The organism is uncultured Caldilinea sp., assembly GCF_937128415.1.
GTDB lineage: Bacteria > Chloroflexota > Anaerolineae > Caldilineales > Caldilineaceae > Caldilinea.
The window spans coordinates 124,713-150,906 of the sequence record NZ_CAKZMJ010000095.1 but is presented as its reverse complement, the minus strand read 5'-3'; the positions used below and the strand labels follow the sequence as shown (position 1 = coordinate 150,906).

The following is a 26,194-nucleotide window of genomic DNA, read 5'->3' as shown; positions in this document are numbered from 1 at the left end:
TTACCCTCCAGGTGCGATTCGTGCTATGATGCAGCCTATGGACAGCGAACGAAGGCGCGTCATTCTGCTCTTCCTCGACGGCGTTGGCCTGGGCGAGGACGATCCGGCGATCAATCCTCTGGCCGGCGACGCCTATCCGACGTTGCGTGCACTGCTCGATGGAAGACGCCTCGTGGCGCAAACAGGACGGCTTTCCACCGCCGACGCCGAGTTGATCCCGACGGACGCCGCGCTGGGCGTTCCCGGCCGGCCCCAGAGCGCCACAGGACAGGCGACTCTGCTCACGGGCGTCAATGCAGCGCAGCATCTCGGCGAGCATTACGGGCCGCGTCCCGACGCGCGCCTGCGCGCCTTGTTGGACGAGCACAGCATCTTCCTGCGCCTGTCTCAAGCCGGTCGCTCGCCCTATTTCTGCAACGCCTACCCGCAGCGTTACTTCGACGCCATCCGGCGCGGGCGTCGTCTGCTGAGCGCCATCCCCTACGCCGCCGTCGTCGCCGGACAGGCGCTGCTCACCTACGAAGACCTCTGCGCCGGGCGAGCGCTCTCGGCGGATTTCACAGGAGAAGGATGGCGCAGCGAGCTGGGTTATCCAGACGCGCCGATCTACTCGCCTCGCGAAGCCGGCCACGCCCTGTGGAGACTCAGCGCTCCCTACGATTTCGTTTTCTTTGAGCTGTGGCAGACCGATCTTCTCGGCCACGCCGCCGATCGTCAGGGGGCGATCGCCTTTTTTCAGCGCTTCGACGCCTTCCTCGCCGGCCTGCTCGAGGTCGTAGACCTGGCGCGCACGTTGATCATCGTGACCAGCGACCACGGCAACGTGGAAGATTGCAGCCATGGCAAGCACACCGCCAACCCGGCGCTGACGTTGCTCTTGGGGGCGGAGCGCCAAATGCACGCCGCCTCGATTTCCGGCCTCGCCGATTTTGCACCGATCATTCTGCGCTTCCTGGGCGTTCCTGAACCAGAAACAACACGATCGCCAGGGAAAGCGTGACGATCGCAGCCGATGACCACGCCAGCGCCGCCACCCCGGCATGCACCAGCAGCCACGGGCCGGTGAAGCCCGCCGCCGTTGCGCCCGCCAGAGACACCGCAGCGCCCAGCGTCATGGTCTGCCCGCGATGCAACGGCGTCTGTTCACTGAGCAGGGGAAAGTGGCTGACGATGTTGAACTCGAAGAACATGCGGGCGGCTCCGATAATTGCAATCGCAGGAATAACGCCGACGTTCAGAAAAGGCATCAGCAGGTATCCGATGAGAGAACCGAGGACGCCGATCAGCACGCTGCGCTTCTTGCCGATGCGATCGGTGAAGAGGCTGACGGAAACGCTCGCCGCCAGGTCGAACCATCCAAAGACAAAGGCGACCAGCCCCAACGCCGCTGCGTCCAGGCCGTAGTCCTGCGCCAGCCATGCCCCGTGTGCGATCATCACCTGCATGGCGGCGAAATAGCTGAGCGCACCGGCCAGAATCGTGGCGTAGGTGGAGCGGCGGTTGGAGGGAATCACCACAACGTCCGCGATTTTTTGCAGCCAACCTCTGGGCTGCTCGTTGGAGCCGATCGTCGGGGTTCGATGACGGGGAGCCGCAGGCATAGCGCCGAACACAAAACTCATGACGAGCATGCCGGCGGCCAGGAGAAAGAAAGGTGCGCGCCAGTTCGTCGCCGCGATCAACACCCCGATCAAGGACAGGCCAAGAATGCCGGTCAACGCCCAGGAGTATTCGATCATGCCCAGGCCGCGGGCGCGCAGGGCGTAGGGCAGGCGGCTGCTGACAAAGGCCTGCAAGTTCGGCACAAAGGCGCCGATGCCCAGCCCCGAAAGCACCATCGCCAACACGACCATCCACGCCGCGCTGCTCGCGCCGAGCAACAAGAAACCCGCCGCGCTCAACCACAGCGCGCTGCGGATCACCGGCCGGTAGCCGTGTCGGTCCGCCAAGGCGCCGCTCACCGGCGCAAAGACGCCCATGGCGCTGCGCAGCCCCACCAGCCGCCCCAACTCGACGACGCTCATGCCCAAACCGGCTGCAATCACCGGCAGAAAGGGGTTGAAAATCTGCGCGCCGATGTCAACGAGCAGCTTGCCCGTCATGCTGACGCCGATGAGACGGGCGAAGGAAAGCTCAGTTTTGGTTTGTACACTTTGCACAGGATCGCTCGCAATGTTTTAGGTTTGGACAGAATGTTCGCTGCGCGCTTCCGGCAAGCCGAATGCGTAACCACAAATCAGTTGTGCGGCGATTCTTCCGGCGTCATCACCCGCAACAACACGGCGTCCTCTTCTGCGCGAATCTGGAACTCTCCCAACGCCGCAGGCAGCAACGCCCATTCGACCGCCTTCAATGTCACCGGCTCGGCGTGGGAATCGATCGTCGCCCTGCCTTGCAACACCGCCCAAATCTCAAAGGTCGAACCGTCGCACAAGCCGTAAAACACATGGCCGGCCGGCAGCGTGATGCGCTCCGTCTCGAAATAAGGACAGCGCGCCAGTCGTTCAACGCGCAGCCCCTCTTCGTCGACCAGCACTTCCGGCGTCGCCGGCTCCGGCGCAATCTGCTCGAAATTGAGCACATCCAGCGCCTTTTCCAGATGCAACGGCCGCGGCCGCCCCCAATCCCAGATGCGGTAGGTGGTGTCGCTGTTCTGCTGGATTTCCGCCACCATGATGCCCGGCCCCAGCGCATGGATCGTTCCCGCAGGCACGAAGATGACGTCGCCCGGCTTGACCGGCACGCGATGCAGCCCTTCGACGCTGGCCTCCGTGCCGATGACCGCCGCGTACTTCTCGCGCGTCATGCCCGGCGCAAAGCCGTAGATCAGCTCCGCTCCTGGCTCAGCATGCAGCACCACCCACATCTCGGTCTTGCCCGGCTCGCCCTCGTGCGCCATGGCGTACGCGTCGTCCGGATGCACCTGGATCGATAGCCAGCGGTTGGCGTCGAGGATTTTGATCAACAGCGGGAATTTGCCCATCTCCAGCGCGCGACGATTGCGCTCGCCGACAAGCGCCTCGCCGAGCAACGCCTGCACTTCCGGCAGCGTCTTACCCTTGAGCGGCCCGGCGTTGACAACGCTTGACCCGTTCGGGTGCGCAGCGATGTCCCAACTCTCGGCCACAACGCCCTCGGGGATTTTGCGCCCCAGCTTCGTCTCCAGGTTGCGGCCGCCCCACGGATAGTCCTTAAAGACCGGGTCGAAGGTCAACGGATAGATCAGCTCGTCGGCGACATTTTCACTCATAGCAATTCCTTCTCTCACGGATAAATACCGATTTTTGCGGTCTATCAAAAACGTGCGGCTGCGAGCCGCACCTCCCTTCTCCTCCTCTCCCAGCCTTGGGAGAGGGGCAGGGGGTGAGGGCCTGACCAAGACGGGCGGCTGCGAGCCGCCCCTACGGCGCCCTCCTTCTCTCAACTACGAGGTCTGCGGCGTCCCCTTTCTCCCCCTCTCCCAGGATTGGGAGAGGGGGTCGGGGGGTGAGGGCCGCATATCCCTTGCCCCCTCTCCCAGCCTTGGGGGAGGGGGCAAGGGGTGAGGGCCTGCCCAAGACGGGCGGCTGCGAGCCGCCCCTACGGCGCCCTCCTTCTCCCAACTGCGAGGTCTGCGGCATCCCCTTTCTCCCCCTCTCCCAGGATTGGGAGAGGGGGCAGGGGGGGTGAGGGCCACACCTCCCTCTCCCATAACTTCTCTTACTCAAACTTGATTCCCTGCGCCAGGGGCAGATCGCGCGACCAGTTGATCGTGTTCGTCTGGCGGCGCATGTAGGCCTTCCATGCATCGGAGCCGGACTCGCGACCGCCGCCCGTGTCTTTCTCCCCGCCGAAGGCGCCGCCGATCTCCGCGCCTGACGTGCCGATGTTGACGTTGGCGATGCCGCAGTCTGACCCCTCGACGGAGAGGAAATACTCCGCCTCGCGCAGGCTGTCGGTGAAGATGGCGGAGGAAAGCCCCTGGGAAACGTCGTTGTGCAGGGCGATGGCTTCCTCCAGGGTGCGATAGGTGAGGATGTAGAGGATCGGCGCAAAAGTCTCCTCTTTGACGATCTCCGTCTGCGCCGGCATGCGGATGATTGTCGGCTCAACAAACTGGGGGCCGATGTCCGGCCGCGGCCTGCCGCCGGTGAGCACCTGACCGCCATCGGCCACGGCGCGTTCGATGGCGCGCAGCATGGCCTCTACGGCGCGGCGGGTGGCGAGCGGCCCCATCAGCGTGCCCGGCTGGAGCGGATCGCCAATGCGCACCTGCTGATAGGCCTTGACGAGCCGATCGCTCAGTTCATCGACGACCGCTTCGTGCACGATGAGGCGTCGCGTCGTTGTGCAGCGCTGCCCGGCCGTGCCGACGGCGCCGAAGAGAATGGCGCGCACCGCCAGATCGAGGTCGGCCTTCTCCGTGACGATGATGGCGTTGTTGCCGCCCAACTCCAGCAGCAGGCGACCGAGACGGGCGGCGACCGTCTCGGCCACGCGGCGACCGGTCGGAATCGAGCCGGTGAAGGAGATCAACGGCAGTCGGCGGTCCTCCGCCATGCGCTGGCCGATGTCGCCCGCGCCGACGGCGAGCGTGAAGACGCCCGTCAGCCCGTGGTCGGCCATCACTCGATTGGCGAGGTGCTGCACCGCCACGCCGCAGAGTGGAACCAGCTCGCTTGGCTTCCAAACCATCGTGTCGCCGCAGACGGCAGCGATCGCCGCGTTCCATGACCAGACCGCCACCGGAAAGTTGAAGGCGGTGATAATGCCGATCGTGCCGAGCGGATGCCATTGCTCGTACATGCGGTGCGCAGGCCGCTCCGAGTGCATGGTCAGGCCGTAGAGCTGTCGCGAGAGGCCGACGGCGAAGTCGCAGATGTCGATCATCTCCTGCACTTCGCCCACGCCCTCGGCGCGAATCTTGCCCATCTCCAGCGAGACCAGCTCGCCTAGCGGCTCCTTGTATTCACGCAAAAGGGCGCCGAAATCGCGGATCACTTCCCCACGCTTAGGGGCCGGCGTAGTGCGCCAGGTGCGAAAGGCGGCCTGGGCATCGGCTACGACGGCGTTATAGGCGGCGGCGTCAGCAGGGATCACCTGGGCGATCGGCTCGCCCGTCGTCGGGTTGTAGGAGGTGATGGGCGACGCGCTGCTTTCCGGCCAACGCCCCGGCCCACTGCACGCGCCGGCGTTGATTGTTTTCAAGTTCAATTTTTCAAGCAGTGCATTCATCATGGCCCCTCTTTCCTTCCCGCATCTTCTGGGAATGCGCTTGATTGCTCACAAACCGCTTCATTATGGCCCATCATAAACCAAGCCAGGATTTTTCCGAAGAAAAGACATCACTCTGCTGGTCAGACGATTGTGAGCCATCAAAATCCGACGTTTGACCGAATAAAAAAGAAGGGGCGCATATTATAGTGAAGCCAAATTTCCAGAAAATCCTGTCTTAAAATGACGCGCCCCGAACACCTACGAACATCAAAGTGCACAACAACCATCAAGATATACAACGCAGATTGAGGAGCAGGCTTTATGGCTGCAGTCAAAACGCCCGGTCAAGTCTTATGGGTTACCTTTGCACTGCTGGCGGTTATGCTGTTGGGAGCTTGTGGTCGGGAGGCCGACGGCGCCGCGCAGTCGATCTTCGAGCAACAGGGCTTGGAGACCTCAACGCCAGGGGCGCGCGCCGATCGGTTAAAGATCGCTCTGGTGATGAAGACGCTGACCAATCCTTTTTTTATCGAAATGGAGAAAGGCGCGCGCCAGGCGCAGGATGAGTTCGACGTGGACCTGGTGGTCAAAACCGGCGCTCAGGAAACGTCTATTGAACAACAGATTGCTATCGTTGAGGAATTGATCAAGGCTGAGGTTGACGCCATCGTCATCGCCCCGGGCAGTTCCACCGAGTTGATTCCGGTTCTGAAAAAAGCGCAGGACGCCGGCATTGTCATCATCAATATCGACAATCGCCTGGATCAAGCGCTTTCAGAGGAGCTTGGGTTGGTCGGCGTGCCGTTCATCAGCGTCGACAACGTGCGTGGGGCCTATCTTTCCGCCAAATGCATCGCCGATCGAATCTCCGAGCCGACGGATGTCGCCATTCTGGAGGGCATCCGCGAGGCGAAAAATGCGCAAGATCGCAAGAGAGGGGCCGAACGCGCCTTCGCCGAAAACCCCAACATCACCCTCGTCGCCAGCGAAACGGCGCACTGGAAGATCGATGAAGGCTATGCGGTGATGCGCCAAATGTTGGAGCAGCATCCGTCGATTCGGGGCGTATTTGCTGCAAACGACATGATGGGGCTGGGCGCCATCGCCTATCTGGAGGAGAGCGGTCGCACCGACGTCATGGTGGCTGCATACGATGCGTTGCAGGAGGCGCTGGAGGCGGTGAAAGCGGGCAAAATGCTCTGCACCATCGATCAACAGCCGGCGAAACAGGGGTATCTGGGCATCCAGGCCGCCGTCAAAGCGCTCAACGGCGAGTCGCTCCCCGATGAAATTTTGCTCGACGTATTGCTGATCGACCAACGCAATGCACAGTAATCGCCTTGTGAGATGGAATGGCTGCTGCAATGCAAATGAATCGATTCAGGTTCAACCTGCTCTCGAAGTTCCTGGCGTTTATCGGCTTGATCGGCGTCCTTCCCCTGGCGGCGATGGGGCTAATCTCCTATCAAACTGCAGTGCGCACGGTCGAGATGCAGGCCAGCCGTCACACCCAACAACTCACCGTTCAGCAGCGTCGATATCTCGATCTACTCCATCAGGAAATCGAAAGCCTGATCGAAAACCTTTCCAGCGTAGACGATATCAAACTGGTCGCCGGGCAGACAGCAGAGGAGACCAACACTTACACGCGGCTGGCGACGCAGGCGCGGATCGGCTACATCCTCAGCGGCTACACCAATTTGCGCGGGTTGGTGTCGATCGACATCTTTACAGCAGGCGGCGACCACTATCATGTGGGAGACACGCTCGACTTTAAGGAGTTGCGGACTGACGTCCTGGGGCGCATCTGGAACGCAGCCAAAGCCGCCGAAGGTCGAATCGTCTGGCTCGGGCTTGAAGACAACATCAACAACGCCTCCAAGATGTCTAAAGTGATCGTTGCAGCCCGTCTGCTCAACGTCATTCCGGGCCTCACCCCTCCCACGCGGCCGGTCGGGCTGCTGGTGGTCAACTACGATCCCAACAGTTTGCCCAACCATTTCGTCGATGGGTATCGGGATGAAGACGCCTTGATGTTGATCGTCGATCCCTCGCGCCGCGTGGTGTACGCCACCGAACAAAAGCTCGTCGGCGCCGTGCTTTCCCGCACCTTCTACGCTCGACTGCGACAAGCCGGCGAGGGTTCATTTGTAGAGACGATCGAAGGGCACCCCACCTTCGTTTCATTCAGTCGCTCTCTCCAAAGCGGCTGGACCGTCCTCAATTTCACGCCGATGCGGACGCTGACCGAGCCAGCGACGCAAATTTTTTACGTGACCAGCTTTTTGCTGGTGGGAAGCCTCCTGTTGGTCGGGGTGGGCGCGCTGTTCGTCTCCCAATCGATTGTGGCGCCGATCAAACAGATCACGCGCGGCTTCCAGCAAATTCAGCGCGGGGAGCTTGATAAAACGCACCCTCTCAAAGTTCGCTCCCAAGACGAAATCGGCGACCTGACGCGCTGGTTCAACGTTTTCCTGGATTCGCTTGCGGAAAAACAACAGACGGAGCAGGAGCTGATCGCCGCCAGAAATGCCGCCGAAGCCGCCAATCGCGCCAAAGGCGAGTTCCTGGCCAACATGAGCCATGAAATTCGCACCCCCATGAACGGCATCATCGGCATGCTGCATCTGATGCAGAACACGCCGCTCACCGAAGAGCAACGCGATTATCTCACCACCGCCGTCCAATCCGCCGACGCTCTCCTTCACCTCCTCAACGATATTCTCGACTTCTCCAAGATCGAGGCGGGCAAACTCGACTTGGTTCCACAGCTCTTCGATCCTCATGCCCTGGTGGAAACGCTCATCAAGGCGCATTCTCCCATCGCCGACGCCAAATCAACTCGTCTCAAGGCCCAAATTGCAGAAGATGTGCCCAGGCGCCTGATCGGGGATGAGCTGCGTCTCCGCCAAATTCTCACCAACTTGCTGAGCAACGCGATTAAATTCACCGACCACGGCGAAGTTTCGCTTTCAGTGGCTGCAACGCCAAGCCAAGAAGGGCGCATCGAGTTGCTCTTCTGTGTAGCAGATACAGGCATCGGCATCCCACCGGAAAAACTGACCTCGATCTTTGACGCCTTCGTTCAGGCGGACGCCTCTTCGACGCGACGTTTCGGCGGCACCGGACTGGGACTCACCATCTCCGCCCGCCTTGTAGCCATGATGGGCGGCCGCATATGGGTGCAAAGCAAGGTGGGCGAAGGGTCCACCTTTTTCTTTACGGCGGTTTTCGACCCAGCGCCCCAGACGGCGGCCTCGGTCTCGACTCCTATGCAAGCGCTACAGCCGCCTCTGGAATCGGCCGGCTGCGCATCCGGCGATTCGCCACAAGGGGAGCTGGAGGCCGAACGCGCAGCGCCTCCCAGGCTGCGCGTCCTGTTGGCGGAAGACAACGTCGTCAATCAGAAAGTCGCCGTGCGCTTCTTGCAAAAATACAACTTCGAGGTGGCGGTCGTTCATAATGGCGCGGAGGCGCTCGCAGCCCTCTCCCACGAGGAGTACGACCTGGTGCTCATGGATGTTCAAATGCCGGTGATGGACGGCCTGGAAGCTGTTCAGCGCCTGCGCAAGCAGGAGGCGGCGACAGGCCGCCACCTCCCCGTCATCGCCATGACCGCACACGCCATGCAAGGAGATCGCGAGCGATGCCTGGCAGCCGGCATGGATGGATACGTCTCCAAGCCATTCAAAATGCACGAACTGCTTGCAGAGATTGCGTCGCTGCTGCCGGGGCATGCCATCGTCGCGTCGGACACTGCAACGGAATCGCCCTCCGCCTAAAACAACAGAGGCATTCGCACTCCCCAATATAGCCATAGAATTTGGCTGCAATCCCAAAAAACATAAAAGACACCCAACTTAATTGACAATTCATCTGTAATCGATTACAATATAACTATCAATTTGCTGTCAATTTTCAAAAAAGCTCAGTCTCCCCAGTCGGCGACCGGCTGAGCACTTTTTGCGGTTTTGTCGTTTCGTACTTGGATAGTATAATTTCATCTGCCCTATAATTTCATCTGCCCTTTTGTTTGTGTTTCAAAGCTACTGATCTTCTGTAACGCCTCTTCAACTGGCTGGTGAGATAACGAGCTAGTGATGAGGCATCTTCGTCGAGAACCATTGCGCATTGTTCGTTCTGGCTCAAATCAAATGCAGGAGCCAGACCGCCCAAATACTTTTCTGGCCGACGGCCTGTTGCAATGGAACGAGGCGAAGGAGTATTCTGGGTGAAACTTTCTTGATTCGGCGGCGAATTAAGAAAGTTTTGATCGGTTGGTTCGCCGATAAGTTGCTGTGCACCAAAATGTTCATCACAACAAATTTCTGGAGGTAATTTTATGTCGAATCAGCGAAGGTTAGGTTTACTCTTGTGGCTGGCGGTCATCGTCGCCCTGGTTGCAGGGTGCGCCGCACCGGCGGCTCCGGCCCCTGCGCCGGCGACGGCTGGCGAAGCCGTCGCCACCGAAGCAGCGCCTGCAGAGGCGGCGCCTGCGGAAGCGGCGCCCGCCGAAAAGCGCCCCTATATTCCGGTCATCTCCAAGGGCTTCCAGCATCAATTCTGGCAGGCTGTAAAGCTTGGCGCAGAGCAGGCGGCCGCCGACTACAACGTCGACATCACCTTCGAGGGGCCGGCGACGGAAGCCGAGGTGGACAAGCAGATCGAAATGCTTGAGGCGGCGCTGGCGAAGAATCCCGACGCCATTTGTTTCGCTGCGTTAGACACGCGCGCTGCGATTCCTCTGCTGGAAGAAGCCCATGCGCGCGGCATTCCGATCGTCGGGTTTGACTCCGGCGTGGACAGCGACATTCCGGTCGCCACCGCTGCGACCGATAACATCGCTGCGGCAGCGCTGGCAGCGGATAAGATGGCCGAGTTGATCGGCGGCTCCGGCAAGGTGGCGGTGCTGGTGCACGACCAGACCAGCCGGACGGGCATCGACCGCCGCGATGGGTTCGTCAACCGCATCCGCGAAGCATACCCGGACATCGAGATCGTCAACATCGATTACGGCGGCGGCGACCATCTGCGCTCCACCGATCTGGCCAAGGCGGTGATTCAGGCCAACCCTGACCTGAAAGGCTACTTCGGCGCCAATGAAGGATCGGCGATCGGCGTGCTCAACGCCGTGACCGAGCTCGGCCGCGAGGGCGAAATCGTGGTGATCGGCTACGACGCCGGCAAGCAGCAGAAAGACGCTGTGCGCTCCGGCGTGATGGCGGGGGCAATTACGCAGAACCCGATCGGCATCGGATACAAATGCGTCGAAGCCGCCGTGAAGGCGATCAACGGCGAGGAAGTGGAGCCGGTGATCGACACAGGCTTCTTCTGGTACGACGCCAGCAACATGGACTCTCCTGAGATTGCTCCTCTGCTGTACGATTGATCGTCTTATTGTAAATTTGTTCGCTTTCAGGAGGGCGACGCCCTCCTGAAAGCCCTTCCTTGAGAGAAAAATTCACCATGGCGGACACTCTGGTTCGGATGGAAGGGATCGACAAATCCTTTCCAGGCGTGCACGCACTAGATCGAGCGCATTTTGAGCTGCGCGCCGGCGAAGTTCACGCGCTCGTAGGCGAGAACGGCGCCGGAAAGTCTACATTGATGAAGATTCTCGCCGGCGTCTACTCGAAAGATGCAGGCGTCATTCTCTATCAGGGGCGCGAAGTGGACATCCCCACCCCGCGCGCTGCGCAAGACCTCGGCATCAGCATGATCCACCAGGAGCTAAACCTGGTCAGTCACCTGACCCTGGCGCAAAATGTTTTTATCGGCCGCGAACCGCGCAAAGCTGTGCGCTTTATGCTGGACGAAGCCAAAATCAATGCGCAGACGCAGGAGTTGTTCGATCTGATGCATCTGCGCCTGGACCCGCGCACCAGGGCGGCGGATCTGACGGTCGCCAAACAGCAGATGGTGGAGATCGCCAAGGCGCTTTCCTTCAACTCGCAAGTGCTGATCATGGATGAACCGACTGCGGCTCTGACGGAATCGGAGATCGAAGAGCTGTTTCGCATCATTCGCCAGCTGCGCGGAAAAGGGGTGGGCATCGTCTATATTTCTCACCGTCTTGAAGAGCTGAAACAGATCGCCGACCGCATCACGGTGATGCGCGATGGTCGCACCGTAGACACCGTAGACGCCGCCGCCGCCACCATCGATCAGATCATCAGCATGATGGTCGGTCGCACCATCTATGAATCTGCGCCGGAAATTCCCGAGAATTCTGACCAGGAAATCGTCTTAGAAGTGCGCGGCTTGAATCGGGCCGGCGTGTTGAAGGATATCCACTTCCATCTTAAAAAGGGTGAAATCTTGGGCTTCGCCGGTCTGATGGGTGCAGGACGCACCGAGGTTGCACGCGCCATATTTGGCGCCGACCCGATCGATTCCGGCGAAATCTACGTCAAAGGCGTCAAAGTGAACATCCAAAGCCCGCGCGACGCCGTCCGTCACGGAATTGGATATCTCTCCGAAGACAGGAAGCGCTTTGGGCTTGCATTGGGAATGGATGTCGAATCAAACATCGTACTGGCTGCACTCGAACGCTTTCTGAATCCGGTAGGGGTCGTCGACAGCGCTAAAACGCGCGAGACGGCGGAGCACTATGTGAAAACGCTCTCCATCAAAACACCCAGCATCAAACAACAGGTGCGCAATCTTTCGGGCGGCAACCAACAGAAGGTGGTCATCGGCAAATGGTTGACGGCCGACACAGATATTTTGATTTTCGATGAGCCGACGCGCGGCATCGACGTGGGCGCCAAGAGCGAAATTTACAAATTGCTCAACGAACTGGCACACAGCGGCAAGTCGATCATCATGATTTCGTCGGAGCTTCCAGAAATTCTGCGCATGAGCCATCGCATTGTCGTGATGTGCGAAGGACGCATCACCGGTGAACTGACGGCGGACGAAGCGACGCAAGAGAAAATTATGCGGCTGGCGACCCAGCGCAGCGTCATGGTGACGACGGAGAGTGCGCCTTCCGTCGATGCTGCGCTCGCCAATCAGATGCAGGCCAATTCGTGAGGACTTGATCAGGGTAGGACCATGGCAACCGCAGAAACCACTTTCACCCCAACTCGTCGTCAATCGATCCTGCGCTCCAATGCGGCGCAGAAGGTGCTGGCGTTTGCGGCGTTGATCGCCATCTTTGTCGTTTTTTCGATATTGTCGCCCTTCTTCCGAACGCCGGAAAATGTGATCAACATTTTGCTGGCCACTGCGGTCAACGGCGTGTTGGCATTGGGCGTGACCTTCGTCATCACGACCGCCGGCATTGATCTGTCGGTGGGAACGGTGATGACGCTCTCCGCAGTGATGACCGGCCTGGCCATCTCAATTTATGGTTTGCCCGTTCCGGTGGGCATCTTGATCGGCGTCCTCACAGGCTCCACGGCAGGTCTGATTAACGGGCTTGTCATTTCGCGCATGCGCGTGCCGCCGTTCATCGCGACGCTGGGCATGATGATGATGGCGCGCGGCCTGGCGTTGGTGCTCTCCACCATTGAGACGGGGACCGTCAAACCGATTTACTTCAACGACACGCCGGTCTTTCGCCAGATTATGATGGGCTCGATCCTGTCGCCGTTGATTTCGCCGATCGCACCGAATTTCAACATCCCGAACGCAGTGGTGATCCTCTTCGCCGCAGCACTGATCGCCGCCTTCATTCTGTCTAAAACCGTATTGGGCCGTTACACGGTGGCGATCGGCAGCAACGAAGAGGCTACGCGACTCTCCGGCGTCAATGTGGCCAATTGGAAAACAGGCGTCTATGCGCTGGGCGGCACTTTCAGCGGCCTCGCCGGCGTGATGATCGCCTCGCGCTTGAATTCGGCGCAGCCTGCGCTCGGCGTTGGCTATGAGCTTGAGGCAATCGCCGCCGTGGTGATCGGCGGCACTTCGCTCAGCGGCGGACAGGGCACAATTCTAGGCACAATCATCGGCGCCTTCATCATCAGCACACTGACCAACGGTCTGCGCATCATGAATGTGCCGCAAGAATGGCAGTTCGTCGTGACCGGCCTAATCGTGATCATGGCCGTGTACCTCGATATCTTACGACGCCAGCGCACCTGAGGACGAACTCCCAATTTCGTTGCGCATCCTGGCGCCCTTGGCCTGCAAGCGGTCAAGCTTTTTGAAAGATTTCGCTTTCGAAAGGCTGACCGCTTTTTCGATCGCAGGCTATCGCAGCCGCTCCAGCACCGCCTCTCCCACGCAGCGCCCTTGCGCCAGGCCTTGCTCATTCCCCGAGCGAAAGTGGATCCCGCCGTACAGCCGCGACATCGACGCTTCCTCCGCCGCCTCCCAGAAAGAGGCGTACGTGCGCGGGGCGAAGCCGAGCCGCTCCATGCTGGAATCGGTGAAGCTGTATTCTTCGCCGAAGAGCGCAGCCAACACCGTCGCCATGGCAGCCGCCTCCGTCGAGTGGCCGGAGGGGTACTCCGGGAAGGGCGGCGTGATCAAGGGATCGGTGACGGCGGTGGCGTTCCAGGTGGGGTCGATGACGTTGCGGATATAGGTGATCGGCCGCAGGTAGTTGTAGCGATACTTGTCGCGCCAACAGACGATGAAGGCGTCGGCGATGGCGACGCCGAGATGCAGGTAGACGTCGGCGGCGCGGGCGAGCGACGCGCTTTCCTCCCGCAAAATCTGCGTGGCGATGGCCAGCGAGTGGCCGGGCGGCGTGGCGGTCAGCACCGGGTCGTCGGCCCAGTAGAGCGCGGTCTCGCGCTGCCAGGGCGTGAGGTTCTTCACCGTGACGTACACTTCCCAGGCCTCCTGATACAGCTGCGACGACGGCTCGGTCGAATAGGGAGGCGGGGGCGGCAGTGCACAGGCGTCGGCGGACGGCAACGCCAACGGACGGTTTCGCCCCCAATAGGGCTGCAGCGCGCGCAAATATTTGGGCGGCGTGGGAGTCCACAATCCCTCTCCCTCCGGCGGTCGATAGGTGCGCGGAAAGTTGTAGAAATAGCCTTCGTGGCCGCCGTCGTGCTTCGACCACTCGAAGATGGCCGCCGCCACCTCGCGGCCGCGGCGGATCGAACGGCGCAACACTTCGGGCGCCGCCTCGGCCTCGTAGCGCGTGCGCATGCTTCTCTCCAGCAGGTCGATCGACTCGCGCACAGAAGCGCCGCCGTGGGCAAAGAGCCGACGCAAGATCGACGCCAGCGCGCTGTTGGCGACCAGCGGCCAGTGATACGCCGCGCCTTCTTCGACAGGCGGCGTCCATTCCAACCCGTTGAGCCGGCCGGCCAGCGTGCGACCATGCGCCATGCCGGGCGCGATCGCCTCGTAGAGCGTCGCAGCGGTGTAGCCGATGGCGCGCGAAGCCACCGGTGGAGAAAACCCAGGCGCCTGGCGGATGAGGTCTTCGAGCAGCGCAAACCACGCCGTGGCCACGCGGTGGTCGTACTCCTCTGCGCCGGGAAGGGCGGAGGATGCCCGCTTCGCAGGTTGAAGATCGGGCGGACCCAGCGCCGACGCAGGCGCCGCCTGCCCCGCCACCAGCGCAAGCACAAGTCCCAGTGTGAGGATTCTCCGCCCCAGTGCGCAAGATCGCTTGAACTTGTTCATCTCCCGCTCTGCGCTCCACCTTCTCGCTGCGTCCGACTCAGATTCTTTTCGCCGAAGCGCTCAGCGCGCAAAGGCTCGCCACGGGTTTTTCTCCGTCAGTTGTCGAACAGTGGCTTCATCGACGCCGGATGCGCGCACTTTGGGCAGAAAGACTTCGCTCAGGTAGGTGTAGGGAAGTTGCGTCCCACCGTTGGGTTTGGACGGATCGTACCAGCCGCGGTCGTGGCTCAGCAGCAGCTGCGCGCCGAACCCTGCATCGAGCAAACGGTGGATGCGTTCGATGAACCACTCGTCGCTGAAGCCGTCGCTGCCGATGGCGTCGTATTCCAGCCAGCAGCCGCGCTGCGCCATCTCGAGATGAAGGTCAAAGTCCGGCTCCGCCTGCGTGTGGATCCAGAGGAAGCGATCGGCGCGATAGCCGGCCGCCTCGAGGATGTCGAGCTGATCGCGCACCACGCGCCCGCGGATGGTGTGGCTGCCGATCAGCGCGCCCGTAGCCTGGCCGGCGCGCGCCGCCGCGCGTAGAATCTTCGCCTCCACCGGCGTGATCCCGTCGTCGCCGGCGCTGAGCTTGATCCACCCTGCGCGCACGCCGGTCTCCTCGACGCCTTCGCACAACTCGCGCACCATCCACGCCGTCAGCTCCTCCTCCGAAGCGCTGCGCACCCACGCCGGAACCCACGGCTCGCGATAGACGCCGGTCGCCACGACCACAGGGAAACCGACGGCGTCCGCCACCGCCTTGACGATGTCCACGCAACGCCCCACGCCCACCGGCGTGCATTCGACCAGCGCAGTCACACCCGCCGCACGCGCCGCCTGCAGATAGGGCGCCATGACGGAGACCACCTCTTCCGCGCGTGCATGGCGATAACTCTCCGCCTCGATCGGCCCCAGATCGACAAAAATATGCTCATGCGGCAGGATCAGGCCGAGCGCCTCCTCGTGGAGCGGGCCTTGCGTCGTCCAGAGTTGCTTCGTCATCTCTTCTCTCCTATTGCGCCTTTGCGTTGGCTCTATCTTCACCTGAAAAGCTGGCTGCTTAGTCGCCTGGGATGCGCATTTTCATCCACGGCGCCGTATTGTGGAAGTTGGCGATTGCGCTGCCGGGCGGGTTGACGGCGTCGCACAGGCGGCGCAGTTCGTCGCTGAGATGCATCTCCAACACAGGCAGCGCATGGCGCAGCTGTGCGACGGTGCGCGGGCCATAGAGGGGCGCAACGACGCCGGGCTGCTCCTTCACCCACAGCAAGGCAAGCTGCGCAGGCGAGACGCCCGCCTCCTGCGCCAGGGCGACGAAGCGATTGCCGGCCGCCACCGCCCGCGGGGTGACGCGTTCGGCGTAGATGCCGCCGCGCAGCGCCGCGCGCGAATCCGGCGGCGGGTGGGCTGCGTCCTGGTAACGGCCCGCCAGGATGCCGGCCGCCAGCGATCCCCAGGGCAACAGCCCCACCCCATGCTTGAGCGCCATGGGAACCAGCTCATTCTCGATGCGGCGGTCGAGCAGGTTGTAGGGCGGCTGCTCGGAAACGCAGCGCGCCAGGCCGCGACGCTCGCTCACCATCAGCGCCTCCATCACCTGCCAGGCGGGGTGGGTGGTGGTTCCGATGTAGCGCACCTTGCCTGTGCGCACCAGCATGTCGAGCGCATAGAGCGTCTCTTCCACCGGAATCTCCGGCGAGGGCCGATGCAGCTGATAGAGATCGATATAATCGGTCTGCAGGCGGCGCAACGAGTCCTCGCACGCGGCCAGGATGTGTCGCCGCGAATTGCCGCGGTCGTTCGGCCCCGGGCCAACCGGATAGTGCACCTTGGTGGCGAGCACGACGGCGTGGCGGTTGCGCCGGCGCTGCAGCCAGCGCCCGATGATGCGTTCGCTTTCTCCGGCGCTGTAGCTGTTGGCGGTGTCGATCAGGTTGACGCCGCCCTCGACGGCGGCGTCAAGGATGGCGTGCGCCTCCGTTTCGGTGAGCGGGTTGGCGAAATTGTCTGCGCCCAGCCCTAGCGGCGCAACTTTCAGGCCAGAGCGGCCCACCGTTCGATAGTTCATCGCTGCATCTCGACTGCGTTTCCGTTTTTGCAGGCCGCCTGCGCTTTTTCGCAAACGCTGCGCTTCCGGTAGACTTCGTTTGTGTAGTCATTGCACGCTTTTTATCTATCATTTTCTGCTATCTGCGTTGAATATGCAACAGACGACGATCAAAGTTTCTACGCCTGCGTTCAGCGGGCAGGCCTATGCCCTCTTTGCTGCACTGCTGGCCGTGGACAGCTTTCACTACATCTTTGCGCGGCTGCTGCTGCCGCACATACATCCCACGGCTTCGGCCTTCTTCGTGCTGGCCATTGCGACCGTCCAGGTGGTCGGCTACGCCGCTGTGCGTGGGGAGCTGCACTGGCGCGTGGCGCAACGTCACTTCTGGTTTTTTGCGTCGGTCGGCTTTCTGATCGCGGCTTCTACGGTGCTGAGCTATCTTTCCATCGCCTACATCGACCCGGGCACGGCCTCTATGCTGGGCAAGGCCGGCATTGTATTCAGCTTGTTGCTTGGCCTCTTCTGGCTACGCGAACGGCTGAATCGGATGCAGGCGATGGGCGCCGCCCTGGCCGTGATCGGAGCCTTCACCATCAGCTATCATCCCGGCGCAGTCATGCAATGGGGAGCGCTGCTCATTTTGCTCTCTACATTTTTCTACGCCTTGCACACCGCCATCGTCAAACGCTGGGGCGACGCCATGCATTTCCTGGACTTTTTCGCCTTTCGTCTGCTCTTCACCTCGGTCTTTCTCTTCTTTTTTGCAGTGGGCGGCGGTCATTGGCGCTGGCCCGATGCGCCGACCTGGCTCCTGCTGCTCCTGACCGGGACGGTCGACGTCGTGATCAGCCGCGCCCTCTACTATAAAACGTTGCGTCTATTTCCGATGAGCATCCACACCATTATCTTGATGCTCAGCCCGGTGGCAGCGATTGCGGCGTCGTTGGCGCTCTTCGGAGAATTTCCCGGAGTCCAGGAGCTGGTCGGCGGCGCCATGGTGCTGATGGGCGTGTGGATTGTGAACCGCGCTCACAGCAGTTGATGTCCTGGTTTGCAGGGAATGAAACTCGAGCGTTCTGTGCATCGCAGCCGCCTGTGGTATCATCTCTAACCGTGGAGACGCTTTCAATGCAGTGGACGCCTGCGCAACCTGCCTTTGTTGCGCTGCTCAATGCATTCATCGAGTTCACCGATCCCGTCTACATTGTGGGCGGCGTCGTGCGCGATTTCCTGTTGGGGCGGACCGATAAGCTCAATGACCTCGACGTCGTCGTCAAAGCGGACGCCAATGCCGTTGCGCGGCGTGCGGCGGATCGCCTTGGGTGGGCCTATTACCCTCTGGATGCAGAGCGCGACGTGGCGCGGCTGGTCTTCACGGCGAGCCGCGCGCCGCTCGTGTGCGACGTCGCAGCTATGCGCGGCGGCGACCTGGAAACAGACCTGCAGGCGCGCGATTTTACGGTGAACGCAATGGCCCTGCGCTGGCGCCGCGACTGCGCCTCGGAGCTGATCGACCCCGGCGCCGGCCGCAGCGACCTCTCGACGCGACTGCTGCGCCGCATGACCCCTTGGAGCCTGGCGGAAGACCCTGTGCGGCTGCTGCGCGCGGTGCGGTTGGCCGTTCAGCTCGACTTCGCCATCGAAGAAGCCACGCTGACGCAGATGTTGCGCCTGGGCGATGCGCTGCGCCTCGTCAGCGCCGAGCGCATACGCGATGAACTGTGGAAGATGCTGGCGCTTTCCGAGCCGGACAGGGCGCTGGAAATGTTGCGAAAATTTCATCTTTTGCACATCGTCCTGCCCGAAGTGGCGCAAATGGAGGACGTCGTCCAAAGCGCGCCGCACGACGTCGACGTTTACCGGCATACGCTGCGCGCTGTGCGCTACGCTGTTGCACTGCGCGATTGGCTCCTCGGCGAGCGCGCCATCGAACATACGCCGACCGGCGCAACGCTCGCCGCAGCATTGGCGCCCTATCGGAGCAGGCTTCGTCAGACGCTGCTCGAAATCGTGGCTGCAGAGCGGCGTCTCGTCGATTGGCTGGTCTGGTTTGCGCTGTGGCATGATGCAGGCAAGCCCGCCACCCGCACCGTCGATCAGACGGCGGAGGGGTCGCTGCGCTATCGCTTCCTGGGTCACGAGGAAGTCGGCGCCAGGCTGGCGGGGCAGCGCACGGAGGCGCTCAAATTCAGCCGCCATGAGATTGCACTGCTGCAGGCGGTGATTCGCCTGCACATGCGTCCTCACCATCTGCACGCCGCCTTTGGCGATCAGCCGCTCAGCCGGCGCGCCTGCTATCGCTTCTTTCGCGACGCCAGCCAGAGCGTCTATGGCAGCGCCGCGCACGCCGACGTCGGCGTCGCCACCGTGCTGCTGGCGCTGGCGGACTATCAGGCCATTTTCGCCGAAGCGCCGCCGGATTGGACGGCGTACGTGCGTCACGCCGTCGATCTGATCCAATTTGGCCTGGGGCCAGATGGCCTGGAGGAGGTGCGCAAGCCGCTCGTGGATGGACGGATGCTGATGCACTATTTCAATTTGGAGCCTGGACGTCAGGTGGGTGAGTTGTTGGAGCAACTGCGCGAGGCGCAGGCCGCCGGCGAAATCAAGACGCCGGAAGAAGGGCTGGCGCTGGCTGCGGAACTGCTGGCCGGAAGTCGATAGATGTCTCAGCGCTTATCGCAACGAGCGGATCACTCGCAGGAATTCTGCCCACACCTGGCGCAGATTTCTGTCGCGCAGCGTCGTGAACCGCCTGTTGAATTTCCCAGTTTCGAGAATCAATGCCTGGCCTCCGGCGCAGCCGAGATGATCTTGCTCGGCGATCAGGCGAGCTATTGTCTCTCCGGCCAATATCGCGGGTGTCCGCGCTTTCGCCGCGTCGCAAACGCCGACCCTGCATTCATCCCGCTTCATGCCGTCGCAGAAGACGCCTGGGCGGGGATGCAGCCGCTCGACCTTCCCGGCGGAGCTCCCTTCGAGCCGCTGCTCGGCGAAGAAGAGCAGGAGGAGGACAGCCGAAAGCGCTGGGCCTGGATCGGCGCAGCGTTGGTCTTCGTCTCGGTTTTTCTGTGCAGCGGCATGGTCGCCACCTACGCCGGTTGGCAATGGATCGCGCGCAACCTGCCTGCGCGTGCGGCCGGCAGCGTCGATACGGTCAGCGCCGCCAACGCAGCGCCGACGCCTGTAGTCTTTATTGTCCAAACTGCGACTCCAGAGCCTGCGCCGGGGAGCGCCCCGCCGATCGCGCCGCCCGCCGCCAACGCACCGCCCTCCTTTCCCGAAGCGGTGACGCCGACGCCGATCGTGCTTGCACTGCCCGAGACGGGCGTGCAGCTCCCCCCGGCCGTTTCCGGCGAAGGCGCGGCCTTAAACTCAGGCGATGCGCCGCCGTTTAACATCGACCTGGCCATTCCCACGCGTCGACCGACGCCGATCTTCGACCTGCCCACCTCCACGCCGGCCAACGGGGCGCTGCCCACGCCCACCGACACCGCCACGCCCACGCCGATGGGCACGCCGATCATCGTTTTTGGGCCGGACGAGCCAGCTTTGCCCAAAGGAGGGTGCACCTTCATTCGCTGGAATGTCCAGAACGTGCGCGAAGTTTATTATGAAAATTTGCCGATGAACGGTCAGGGTGAACGAGAAGAGTGCATCCGAGACAAAGACGAGGTCTATCGCTTGCTCGTCGTCCTCCCCGACGGCTCTGCGCAGGTGTACACGACGACGGTCGCCTACCTGCCGCCGACGCCGACGATCACGCCGACGCCTAGCTTCACGCCGGAGCCGATCTTCACGCCGACATGGACGCCGCAGCCGCCGACGCCGACGCCAACGCCCAACATCCGCTACGGCGTCGTGCTGGCGCCCGCCAACGGGAGCGAGGCGACCTGCAACCGGGGCCAGCGCTGTGAAGTGGGGTTGTTGATGACAAACAGCGGCGAGGCCAGCGACACGCTCTACCTGTCGATCGTGCAGCCCGGCGCCTTTGCGGCCCAACTTTGCCGCCCCGACGGCGTGTGCGCCGCCAATGACCTGAGCGTCGCCGGCGTCGGGCCTGGCAACACTGCGTATGTAATGTTGCGCGTGGAGGTGCCGGCGGACGCGTCGCCGCAGTCGACGACCTATGGGCTGGTGGCCTCCAGCGGAGGATCGGGGCGCAATGTCGTTTCGCAACAGGCGTCGATTGTGGTGACCGCACCCTGAGGCCCTCTTGTGCAGGGTTCATCCCCATTTGACGAATCAGGCAATGCGCTCTGAACATAGAGATCGCCTATGAGTTGGTTGATTGTCGCCGGCGTCATCGTGTTCTTGATCGCCGTGAACGCGCTTTACGTCGCCGGTGAATTTTCTGTAGTCAGCTCGCAGCGCTCACGGCTCGCCGCCATGGCGGAGGAGGGCAACCGCACAGCCGGCTGGCTGCTTTCCGTCATGCAGCAGCCGGCGCAGCTGGACCGATTGGTGGCCGCCTGTCAGCTGGGAATCACGCTTTCCAGCCTGGTGCTCGGCTATTATGGGCAGGCGAACATCCTGCGCCTGCTCTCGCCCTGGCTCGATGGCGTCGATGCGGCGGGCCGCATTGCGTTGCAGTCTGCGCTCTCGATCGCCATCCTTCTGACCCTGACCGGTCTGCAGGTGCTCTTCGGTGAGCTGCTCCCCAAGAATGTCGGCCTGCAATATCCGGAGCAGACGGCGCTGTTGACGGCGTCGGCGATGCGCTGGTCGATGACGCTCTATCGCCCCTTGATCTGGCTGTTCAACGGCTCGGCGCGGCTGCTGCTCCGTCTGCTTGGCGCCCGACCTGTCGCCGAGCACGCCCATATTCACTCTCCGGACGAAATTGTGCTGCTGGTGGAGGAAAGCCGCGCAGGAGGCGTCCTCGAAAAGCAGGAAACCCGGCTGCTCGTCAATACGCTGGAGCTGCGTCACGAAACGGCGCGGCGCGTGATGCTGCCGCGCAATCGCATGCTGGCGGCCCCCGTCGACCAGTCCTGCGAGGAGCTCCTGCGTCTGCTGGCCAACTCACCCTTTTCGCGCCTGCCTCTCTACGAAGAGGACATCGACCACATCGTCGGATTTGTCCACATTCGCGACCTGTTGAAGTTGCACTATCTGCGCCGGACGTCGCCATCGAACCAGGAAGCGTCGTCGCTGAGCGTGCGTGCGCACATGCGGCCGGTGCGCTTCGTGCCAGAAACGCTGCCCGCCGAAGAAGTGCTTGCCTTGATGCAGCGCGAGCACCTTCATCTCGTGATCGTCCTCGATGAATACGGCGGCACCGCCGGCATGATCACCATCGAGGATCTGTTCGAGGAGATCGTGGGTGAATTCGAGGACGAATTCGACCTCGGCGCGCCGGCGATGGAACTGAAAGCAGACGGCCGTCTCTGGGTGCGCGGGGACGTGCCGGTCGACGATCTGGCCGATCTGCTCGACGTTTCGTTCGAGAGCGAGGAGGCCGACACCGTGAGCGGGCTTGTCATTGAACGGCTGGGGCGGTTGCCCAAGGTGAGCGAGGAGGTCGATGTGAATGGGATGCGCCTGCGCGTCGAGGAGATGGAGCGCACGCACATCGGGCGGGTCAGCCTGGCGTTGAACGAGATGCAGCGGCTGCGCTGGCAGGAGCGTTACGGATGAGCGAGATTCTATTTCCGCTGGCGGTGATTGCGTTGTTAATTCTGCTCAACGGCCTGTTTGTCGCCGCCGAGTTTGGCATCGCCTCCGCGCCGCGCACGCGTCTGCAGCAGCTTGCCGAAGAGGGCGTGGCCGCCGCGCGCCGGGCGCTCGACATTCTGCGCACCCCTCGCAAGCTCAACCGCTATATCTCCACGGCCCAGATCGGCATCACGGTCGCCAGCCTGGGGTTGGGCATGTATGGTGAGCACACCGTGGCCGATTGGATTTTGCATGCGCTGGAAGAGCGGAGCGGGGTGTCCAGCGCAGTGGCGCACACCGTCGCCACGATCCTGGCGGTGGGTCTCCTCACCTATTTACATGTCGTCTTTGGCGAAATGGCGCCGAAATCGTTGGCGTTGCAACATCCGGTGGAGACCACGATCCGGATCGAGCGCGCCATGGCGATCGGCGAACGCCTGTTTCTGCCCTTGACCGTCTTTCTCAACTGGGCGGGCGATGCGATCCTGCGCTTGATCCGTCTGCCGCCGGTGAGTCCGGCCGAACGCCTTGCCTCTTCCGCAGAGCTTGCGTATATTGTGGAGGAAAGCACCGCAAGAGGTCTGCTCGACCAGACCGAACAGACCTACATTGAAAACATCTTTGAGTTTCATGAGCGGACGGTGGCGCAGATCATGACGCCGCGCAATCGCATGGCGGCGATCCCGGTGACAGCCGATGAACGCGAGGTGCTGGAGACGCTGACCTTTCAGCCCCATTCGCGCTATCCGGTGTATGAGGGCGACCGCGATCACATTGTCGGCATCCTTCACGCCAAGGACGTCGCCCGTTCCATCGTCAACTTTCCGGGAGCGTTCGACCTGCGCGCCTGCATGCGACCGCCCCTCTTTGCGCCGGAGACGCTGCCGCTGGAAGAGATGTTGCAACGCTTTCGTCGCGAACACGTCCAGATCGCAATCGTGCTCGATGAGTTTGGCGGCACCGCCGGTCTCGTGACGATGGAAGACCTGGTCGAAGAGATCGTCGGCGAGATTCAAGATGAGTTCGACGTTGAACCGGCGCCGCTCGAAGCGCTGGATGCACGCCATGTGCGCGTGCGCGGGGATCTGCTCGTCGACGAACTGGCGCAACATCTGGGATTGAAGATAGAACATCCAGAAGCGGAGACGGTGGGCGGGCTGATCATGGCCGAGCTGGGCGCCGTGCCGTCGGTGGGCGTTACAGTTCACTATGCGAACCTTGCCTTCACCGTCGAGCAGATGCAGGGCATGGCGGTGGCCTCGGCATTGGTGGAGCTGCCGCCAGAGGAAGGAGCGCCGCAAGATGAGCGATGAAACGTTTTTGAACCGGCTGCGCGCTTCGCTCGTGCGCCAAGAACAAAAGACAGACCTGGCGTCCAGAGGTCCCCTTGACGAAGCGAAAGTGCGCGCTGCGGTGAGCCAGATGGCGCGCAGCCGCATCAGCGCCACGTTGCGTCAACTGCGCGCCGCGCGCAGCCTTTCCTACGACGCAGTGCGAGAGCGCACCGGTTTGTCGCAACAGCTTCTTTACGAGGTCGAATATGGAAGTCGCAGGTTGACGCTCGGCGAACTGATGCTCCTGGCGGAATGTTACGGCGTCAGCGCCGACGATATCCTGGGCGTCGATCTGGAAGGTTGAAAGTCTTTCGTAGTTCTTCGTGGGTCAAACGGAAAGGATGGCGACCGGTGCGGCTGGAAGTGGATGTAGCCGTCTCCAAGGTGAGCAAATACGCCTCGAGCGAAAGCGGCGACACGGTGGAGGTGATCGAGCGCCCGCACGGCGGTTTCAGCATCGTCGTGGCCGACGGACAGCGCAGCGGCAAGAGCGCCAAGGCGATCAGCAACATGGTGGCGCGCAAGGCGATCTCCCTGATCGCCGAGGGGGTGCGCGACGGCGCCGTCGCCCGTGCGGCGCACGATTACCTGCGCACGCAACGCGGAGGGCAGGTCAGCTGCGAGCTGACCATCGTCAGCGTCGATCTGGCGACGCGCACCCTGGTGCTCAGCCGCAACGCGCGGCATCCCAGCCTGTTGCGGCGGGAAGAAGAGTTGATCTGGATCGATCTTCCCAGCGACGCCATCGGCGTGCACCGCAACACCAAGCCGCAAATCATGGAGCTTGCATTGCAGCCCCGTCTCACGCTGGTCGTGGTCACCGATGGCGTCTGGCGCGCTGGCAGCGCCACCGGAGAGCCGGTGCTCGACCTGGCGGCGCTGGTCGCAACCGTCGATCGGGAGCCCTGCACAGAGGCCACCCGCAGCGCCGACGCCATTCTCCAGGCTGCGCTCGACCTGGAGCGAGGACGGCCGCGCGACGACGCCACGGTGCTGGTCGTCAAGGTGCGAGAGCAATGCACAGAAAGCGAGGTGCGACGTCTGCGCATGACTGCGCCCCTGTAGAACCCCATGGAGGGAACGAAGCGGTGGAGGGGATGAACAGGAGGTCGTGTTGACCGCCAACTTAATGGTCGAAAAATTGCCGCTGATCAAGGTCGTGGGCGTGAGCGCAAGCGGAAAATCCACCCTGGTGGAGGCCCTGCGCGCGGCAGGCTGGAATGCGCGGCCGGTCAGCCAGGAGCACAGCGACGCGCCCGATCTCTGGAAACAATTCGGCTTTCCGCGCGTGCTCATTTATCTGGACAACGACCTGGAAGGACAGCGCAGCCGTCGCCCCGACGTCTCCTGGAGCGCCGAAAATCTGGTCAAAGAGAGACAGCGACTTCGGCACGCCTATGAGCACGCCGACCTGCGCATCAACACAGCCCACCTTACTGCGGAGCAGGTGCGAGAGCTGGTGATCGCTTTTCTGGAGGCGAACCACATTCGCCGAGCCTCGACGCCGCTGCCGCCGCTGCCGCGCACCGGGGGAAGCAGCAAGACGTGAACAGGGGTGCGTGTTGCGTGGAAATGCTTGCGACGCCTCTCACAAAAACAGGACACGCACTACGCAGCATCTTCACCCACTTTTCTCCAACTTCCGATACTCGATCGCCAGCTCCGGCTGTCGCGGCCCTTCCACCCAGACCTGACCGTCTGACCAGCTCTCTTCTTTCCAGATCGGCACGATCGCCTTGAGGCGCTCGATGGCGTATTGGCACGCCTCGAAGCAGCCGTCCCCGCGGTGGGGCGTCGCCACGGCGATGACGACGCTCGGCTCGCCGATCTCCAGCCGACCCACGCGGTGCAGGATGCTGACGGCTTTGACCTTCGGCCATCGCTGCATGATCTCCTCGCCGATGCGGGCCATCATCGCCTCGGCCATCTCGGTGTAGGCCTCGTAGTTGAGGAAATCGGTGCCGCGCATGCCTTCCGCAGTGACCGTCTCCCCGCGCACGACGCCGGCGAAGGTCGTAATGGCGCCGCAATCCGGCCGCGCAACGCGACGGGCTGCTTCGTCAAGGGAGAGAGGGCGATCGGTGATCTCAAAAAGCTTCATCAGGGTCCTCCTCATCGGTGAGTCTGCGTCGCTCCGCCGGAGACGGGCGGGAAGATCGCCACTTCGTCGCCGGGGCGCAGCACCTGGTCGCCTTTGGCGTACTCCTGATTGACGGCGGCGTAGAAGGTGCGGCTGCCGATCGCCAACGCAGGAAAACGTTCATCGATGATCGCCAGCGCTTGCTCAAGCGTGGCGCCGTCGGGCACCTCGATCGTCTGTTGCGACCAGCCGGCAAGCTGACGCAGCGTCGCAAAGAGTCGCACTTGGATTTGCATCGTTGTT

Annotated in this window: 22 protein-coding genes; 14 read left to right on the top strand and 8 right to left on the bottom strand. The window is 62.2% G+C overall.

Going from position 1 to position 26,194, the window contains the following annotated elements; all coding sequences use genetic code 11:
* Positions 1 to 1,000, top strand: a 1,000-nt coding sequence (locus tag Q0367_RS18445; RefSeq protein WP_298984016.1) for an alkaline phosphatase family protein, incomplete at its 5' end; no start/stop codon positions are given.
* Here Q0367_RS18445 and Q0367_RS18440 read toward each other — a convergent pair.
* The 3 genes from Q0367_RS18440 to Q0367_RS18430 all read right to left on the bottom strand — a co-directional run bounded on the left by Q0367_RS18440 (position 939) and on the right by Q0367_RS18430 (position 5,217).
* A complete protein-coding gene (locus Q0367_RS18440) occupies positions 939 to 2,159 on the bottom strand; it encodes an MFS transporter (RefSeq protein WP_298984014.1) in 1,221 nt (406 codons plus the stop codon). The genes Q0367_RS18445 and Q0367_RS18440 overlap by 62 nt on opposite strands.
* 77 nt (positions 2,160 to 2,236) lie before the next feature.
* Positions 2,237 to 3,250 (bottom strand): type I phosphomannose isomerase catalytic subunit, encoded by a 1,014-nt coding sequence (locus Q0367_RS18435; protein WP_298984012.1) that lies wholly within the window; start codon positions 3,248 to 3,250, stop codon positions 2,237 to 2,239.
* A gap of 449 nt (positions 3,251 to 3,699) precedes the next feature.
* Complete coding sequence (locus Q0367_RS18430) at positions 3,700 to 5,217, bottom strand: aldehyde dehydrogenase family protein (protein ID WP_297636118.1); 1,518 nt, start codon at positions 5,215 to 5,217, stop codon at positions 3,700 to 3,702.
* A 300-nt stretch (positions 5,218 to 5,517) separates the two neighbouring features.
* Between Q0367_RS18430 and Q0367_RS18425 the strand changes: the two genes are divergently transcribed.
* The 5 genes from Q0367_RS18425 to Q0367_RS18405 all read left to right on the top strand — a co-directional run bounded on the left by Q0367_RS18425 (position 5,518) and on the right by Q0367_RS18405 (position 13,284).
* The gene (locus Q0367_RS18425) at positions 5,518 to 6,531 is read left to right on the top strand and encodes a sugar ABC transporter substrate-binding protein (RefSeq protein ID WP_298984009.1); all 1,014 of its coding nucleotides are present in this window, start codon (positions 5,518 to 5,520) and stop codon (positions 6,529 to 6,531) included.
* Between the two features lie 29 nt (positions 6,532 to 6,560).
* Positions 6,561 to 8,978, top strand: a complete 2,418-nt coding sequence (locus tag Q0367_RS18420) for a response regulator (RefSeq protein ID WP_298984007.1) — start codon at positions 6,561 to 6,563, stop codon at positions 8,976 to 8,978.
* Positions 8,979 to 9,538: 560 nt separating this feature from the next.
* Positions 9,539 to 10,585, top strand: a complete 1,047-nt coding sequence (locus tag Q0367_RS18415; protein WP_297636130.1) for an ABC transporter substrate-binding protein — start codon at positions 9,539 to 9,541, stop codon at positions 10,583 to 10,585.
* Positions 10,586 to 10,662: 77 nt separating this feature from the next.
* A complete protein-coding gene (locus Q0367_RS18410) occupies positions 10,663 to 12,231 on the top strand; it encodes a sugar ABC transporter ATP-binding protein (RefSeq protein WP_297636133.1) in 1,569 nt (522 codons plus the stop codon).
* Positions 12,232 to 12,252: 21 nt separating this feature from the next.
* Positions 12,253 to 13,284: an ABC transporter permease gene (locus Q0367_RS18405; protein ID WP_297636136.1), complete on the top strand. Its 1,032-nt coding sequence runs from the start codon at positions 12,253 to 12,255 to the stop codon at positions 13,282 to 13,284.
* 108 nt (positions 13,285 to 13,392) lie between these two features.
* On the opposite strand, the gene Q0367_RS18400 is transcribed toward Q0367_RS18405, so the two are convergent.
* From Q0367_RS18400 to Q0367_RS18390, 3 genes are read right to left on the bottom strand one after another with little or no spacing between them, the layout of a single operon-like run.
* The gene (locus Q0367_RS18400) at positions 13,393 to 14,787 is read right to left on the bottom strand and encodes a vanadium-dependent haloperoxidase (RefSeq protein ID WP_298984004.1); all 1,395 of its coding nucleotides are present in this window, start codon (positions 14,785 to 14,787) and stop codon (positions 13,393 to 13,395) included.
* 60 nt (positions 14,788 to 14,847) lie between these two features.
* Positions 14,848 to 15,771: a phosphotriesterase gene (locus Q0367_RS18395; protein WP_298984002.1), complete on the bottom strand. Its 924-nt coding sequence runs from the start codon at positions 15,769 to 15,771 to the stop codon at positions 14,848 to 14,850.
* Between the two features lie 58 nt (positions 15,772 to 15,829).
* On the bottom strand, positions 15,830 to 16,837 hold the full coding sequence (locus Q0367_RS18390) for an aldo/keto reductase (protein ID WP_298984000.1): 1,008 nt from the start codon (positions 16,835 to 16,837) through the stop codon (positions 15,830 to 15,832).
* A gap of 133 nt (positions 16,838 to 16,970) precedes the next feature.
* Between Q0367_RS18390 and Q0367_RS18385 the strand changes: the two genes are divergently transcribed.
* From Q0367_RS18385 to Q0367_RS18350, 8 genes are all read left to right on the top strand, one after another.
* A complete protein-coding gene (locus Q0367_RS18385; RefSeq protein ID WP_297636149.1) occupies positions 16,971 to 17,861 on the top strand; it encodes a DMT family transporter in 891 nt (296 codons plus the stop codon).
* Between the two features lie 86 nt (positions 17,862 to 17,947).
* Positions 17,948 to 19,483 carry an HD domain-containing protein gene (locus Q0367_RS18380; protein WP_297636152.1) on the top strand — a complete coding sequence of 512 codons (1,536 nt, stop codon included), beginning with the start codon at positions 17,948 to 17,950 and terminating at the stop codon, positions 19,481 to 19,483.
* Positions 19,484 to 21,028: a hypothetical protein gene (locus Q0367_RS18375; protein WP_298983997.1), complete on the top strand. Its 1,545-nt coding sequence runs from the start codon at positions 19,484 to 19,486 to the stop codon at positions 21,026 to 21,028.
* A 69-nt stretch (positions 21,029 to 21,097) separates the two neighbouring features.
* On the top strand, positions 21,098 to 22,459 hold the full coding sequence (locus tag Q0367_RS18370; protein ID WP_297636157.1) for a hemolysin family protein: 1,362 nt from the start codon (positions 21,098 to 21,100) through the stop codon (positions 22,457 to 22,459).
* Entirely contained in the window at positions 22,456 to 23,790 is a 1,335-nt protein-coding gene (locus Q0367_RS18365; protein WP_297636160.1) for a hemolysin family protein, read from the top strand. The genes Q0367_RS18370 and Q0367_RS18365 overlap by 4 nt, the downstream gene beginning before the upstream one ends.
* On the top strand, positions 23,780 to 24,115 hold the full coding sequence (locus tag Q0367_RS18360) for a helix-turn-helix transcriptional regulator (RefSeq protein WP_297636163.1): 336 nt from the start codon (positions 23,780 to 23,782) through the stop codon (positions 24,113 to 24,115). Before Q0367_RS18365 ends, Q0367_RS18360 begins: the two co-directional genes overlap by 11 nt.
* 47 nt (positions 24,116 to 24,162) lie before the next feature.
* Positions 24,163 to 24,876: a PP2C family protein-serine/threonine phosphatase gene (locus Q0367_RS18355; RefSeq protein ID WP_297636166.1), complete on the top strand. Its 714-nt coding sequence runs from the start codon at positions 24,163 to 24,165 to the stop codon at positions 24,874 to 24,876.
* Positions 24,877 to 24,925: 49 nt separating this feature from the next.
* Positions 24,926 to 25,360: a hypothetical protein gene (locus Q0367_RS18350; protein WP_297636169.1), complete on the top strand. Its 435-nt coding sequence runs from the start codon at positions 24,926 to 24,928 to the stop codon at positions 25,358 to 25,360.
* Between the two features lie 72 nt (positions 25,361 to 25,432).
* On the opposite strand, the gene Q0367_RS18345 is transcribed toward Q0367_RS18350, so the two are convergent.
* On the bottom strand, positions 25,433 to 25,912 hold the full coding sequence (locus Q0367_RS18345; RefSeq protein WP_297636172.1) for a molybdenum cofactor biosynthesis protein MoaE: 480 nt from the start codon (positions 25,910 to 25,912) through the stop codon (positions 25,433 to 25,435).
* A gap of 11 nt (positions 25,913 to 25,923) precedes the next feature.
* Complete coding sequence (gene moaD / locus Q0367_RS18340; protein WP_297636175.1) at positions 25,924 to 26,187, bottom strand: molybdopterin converting factor subunit 1; 264 nt, start codon at positions 26,185 to 26,187, stop codon at positions 25,924 to 25,926.
* Positions 26,188 to 26,194: the final 7 nt, after the last annotated feature.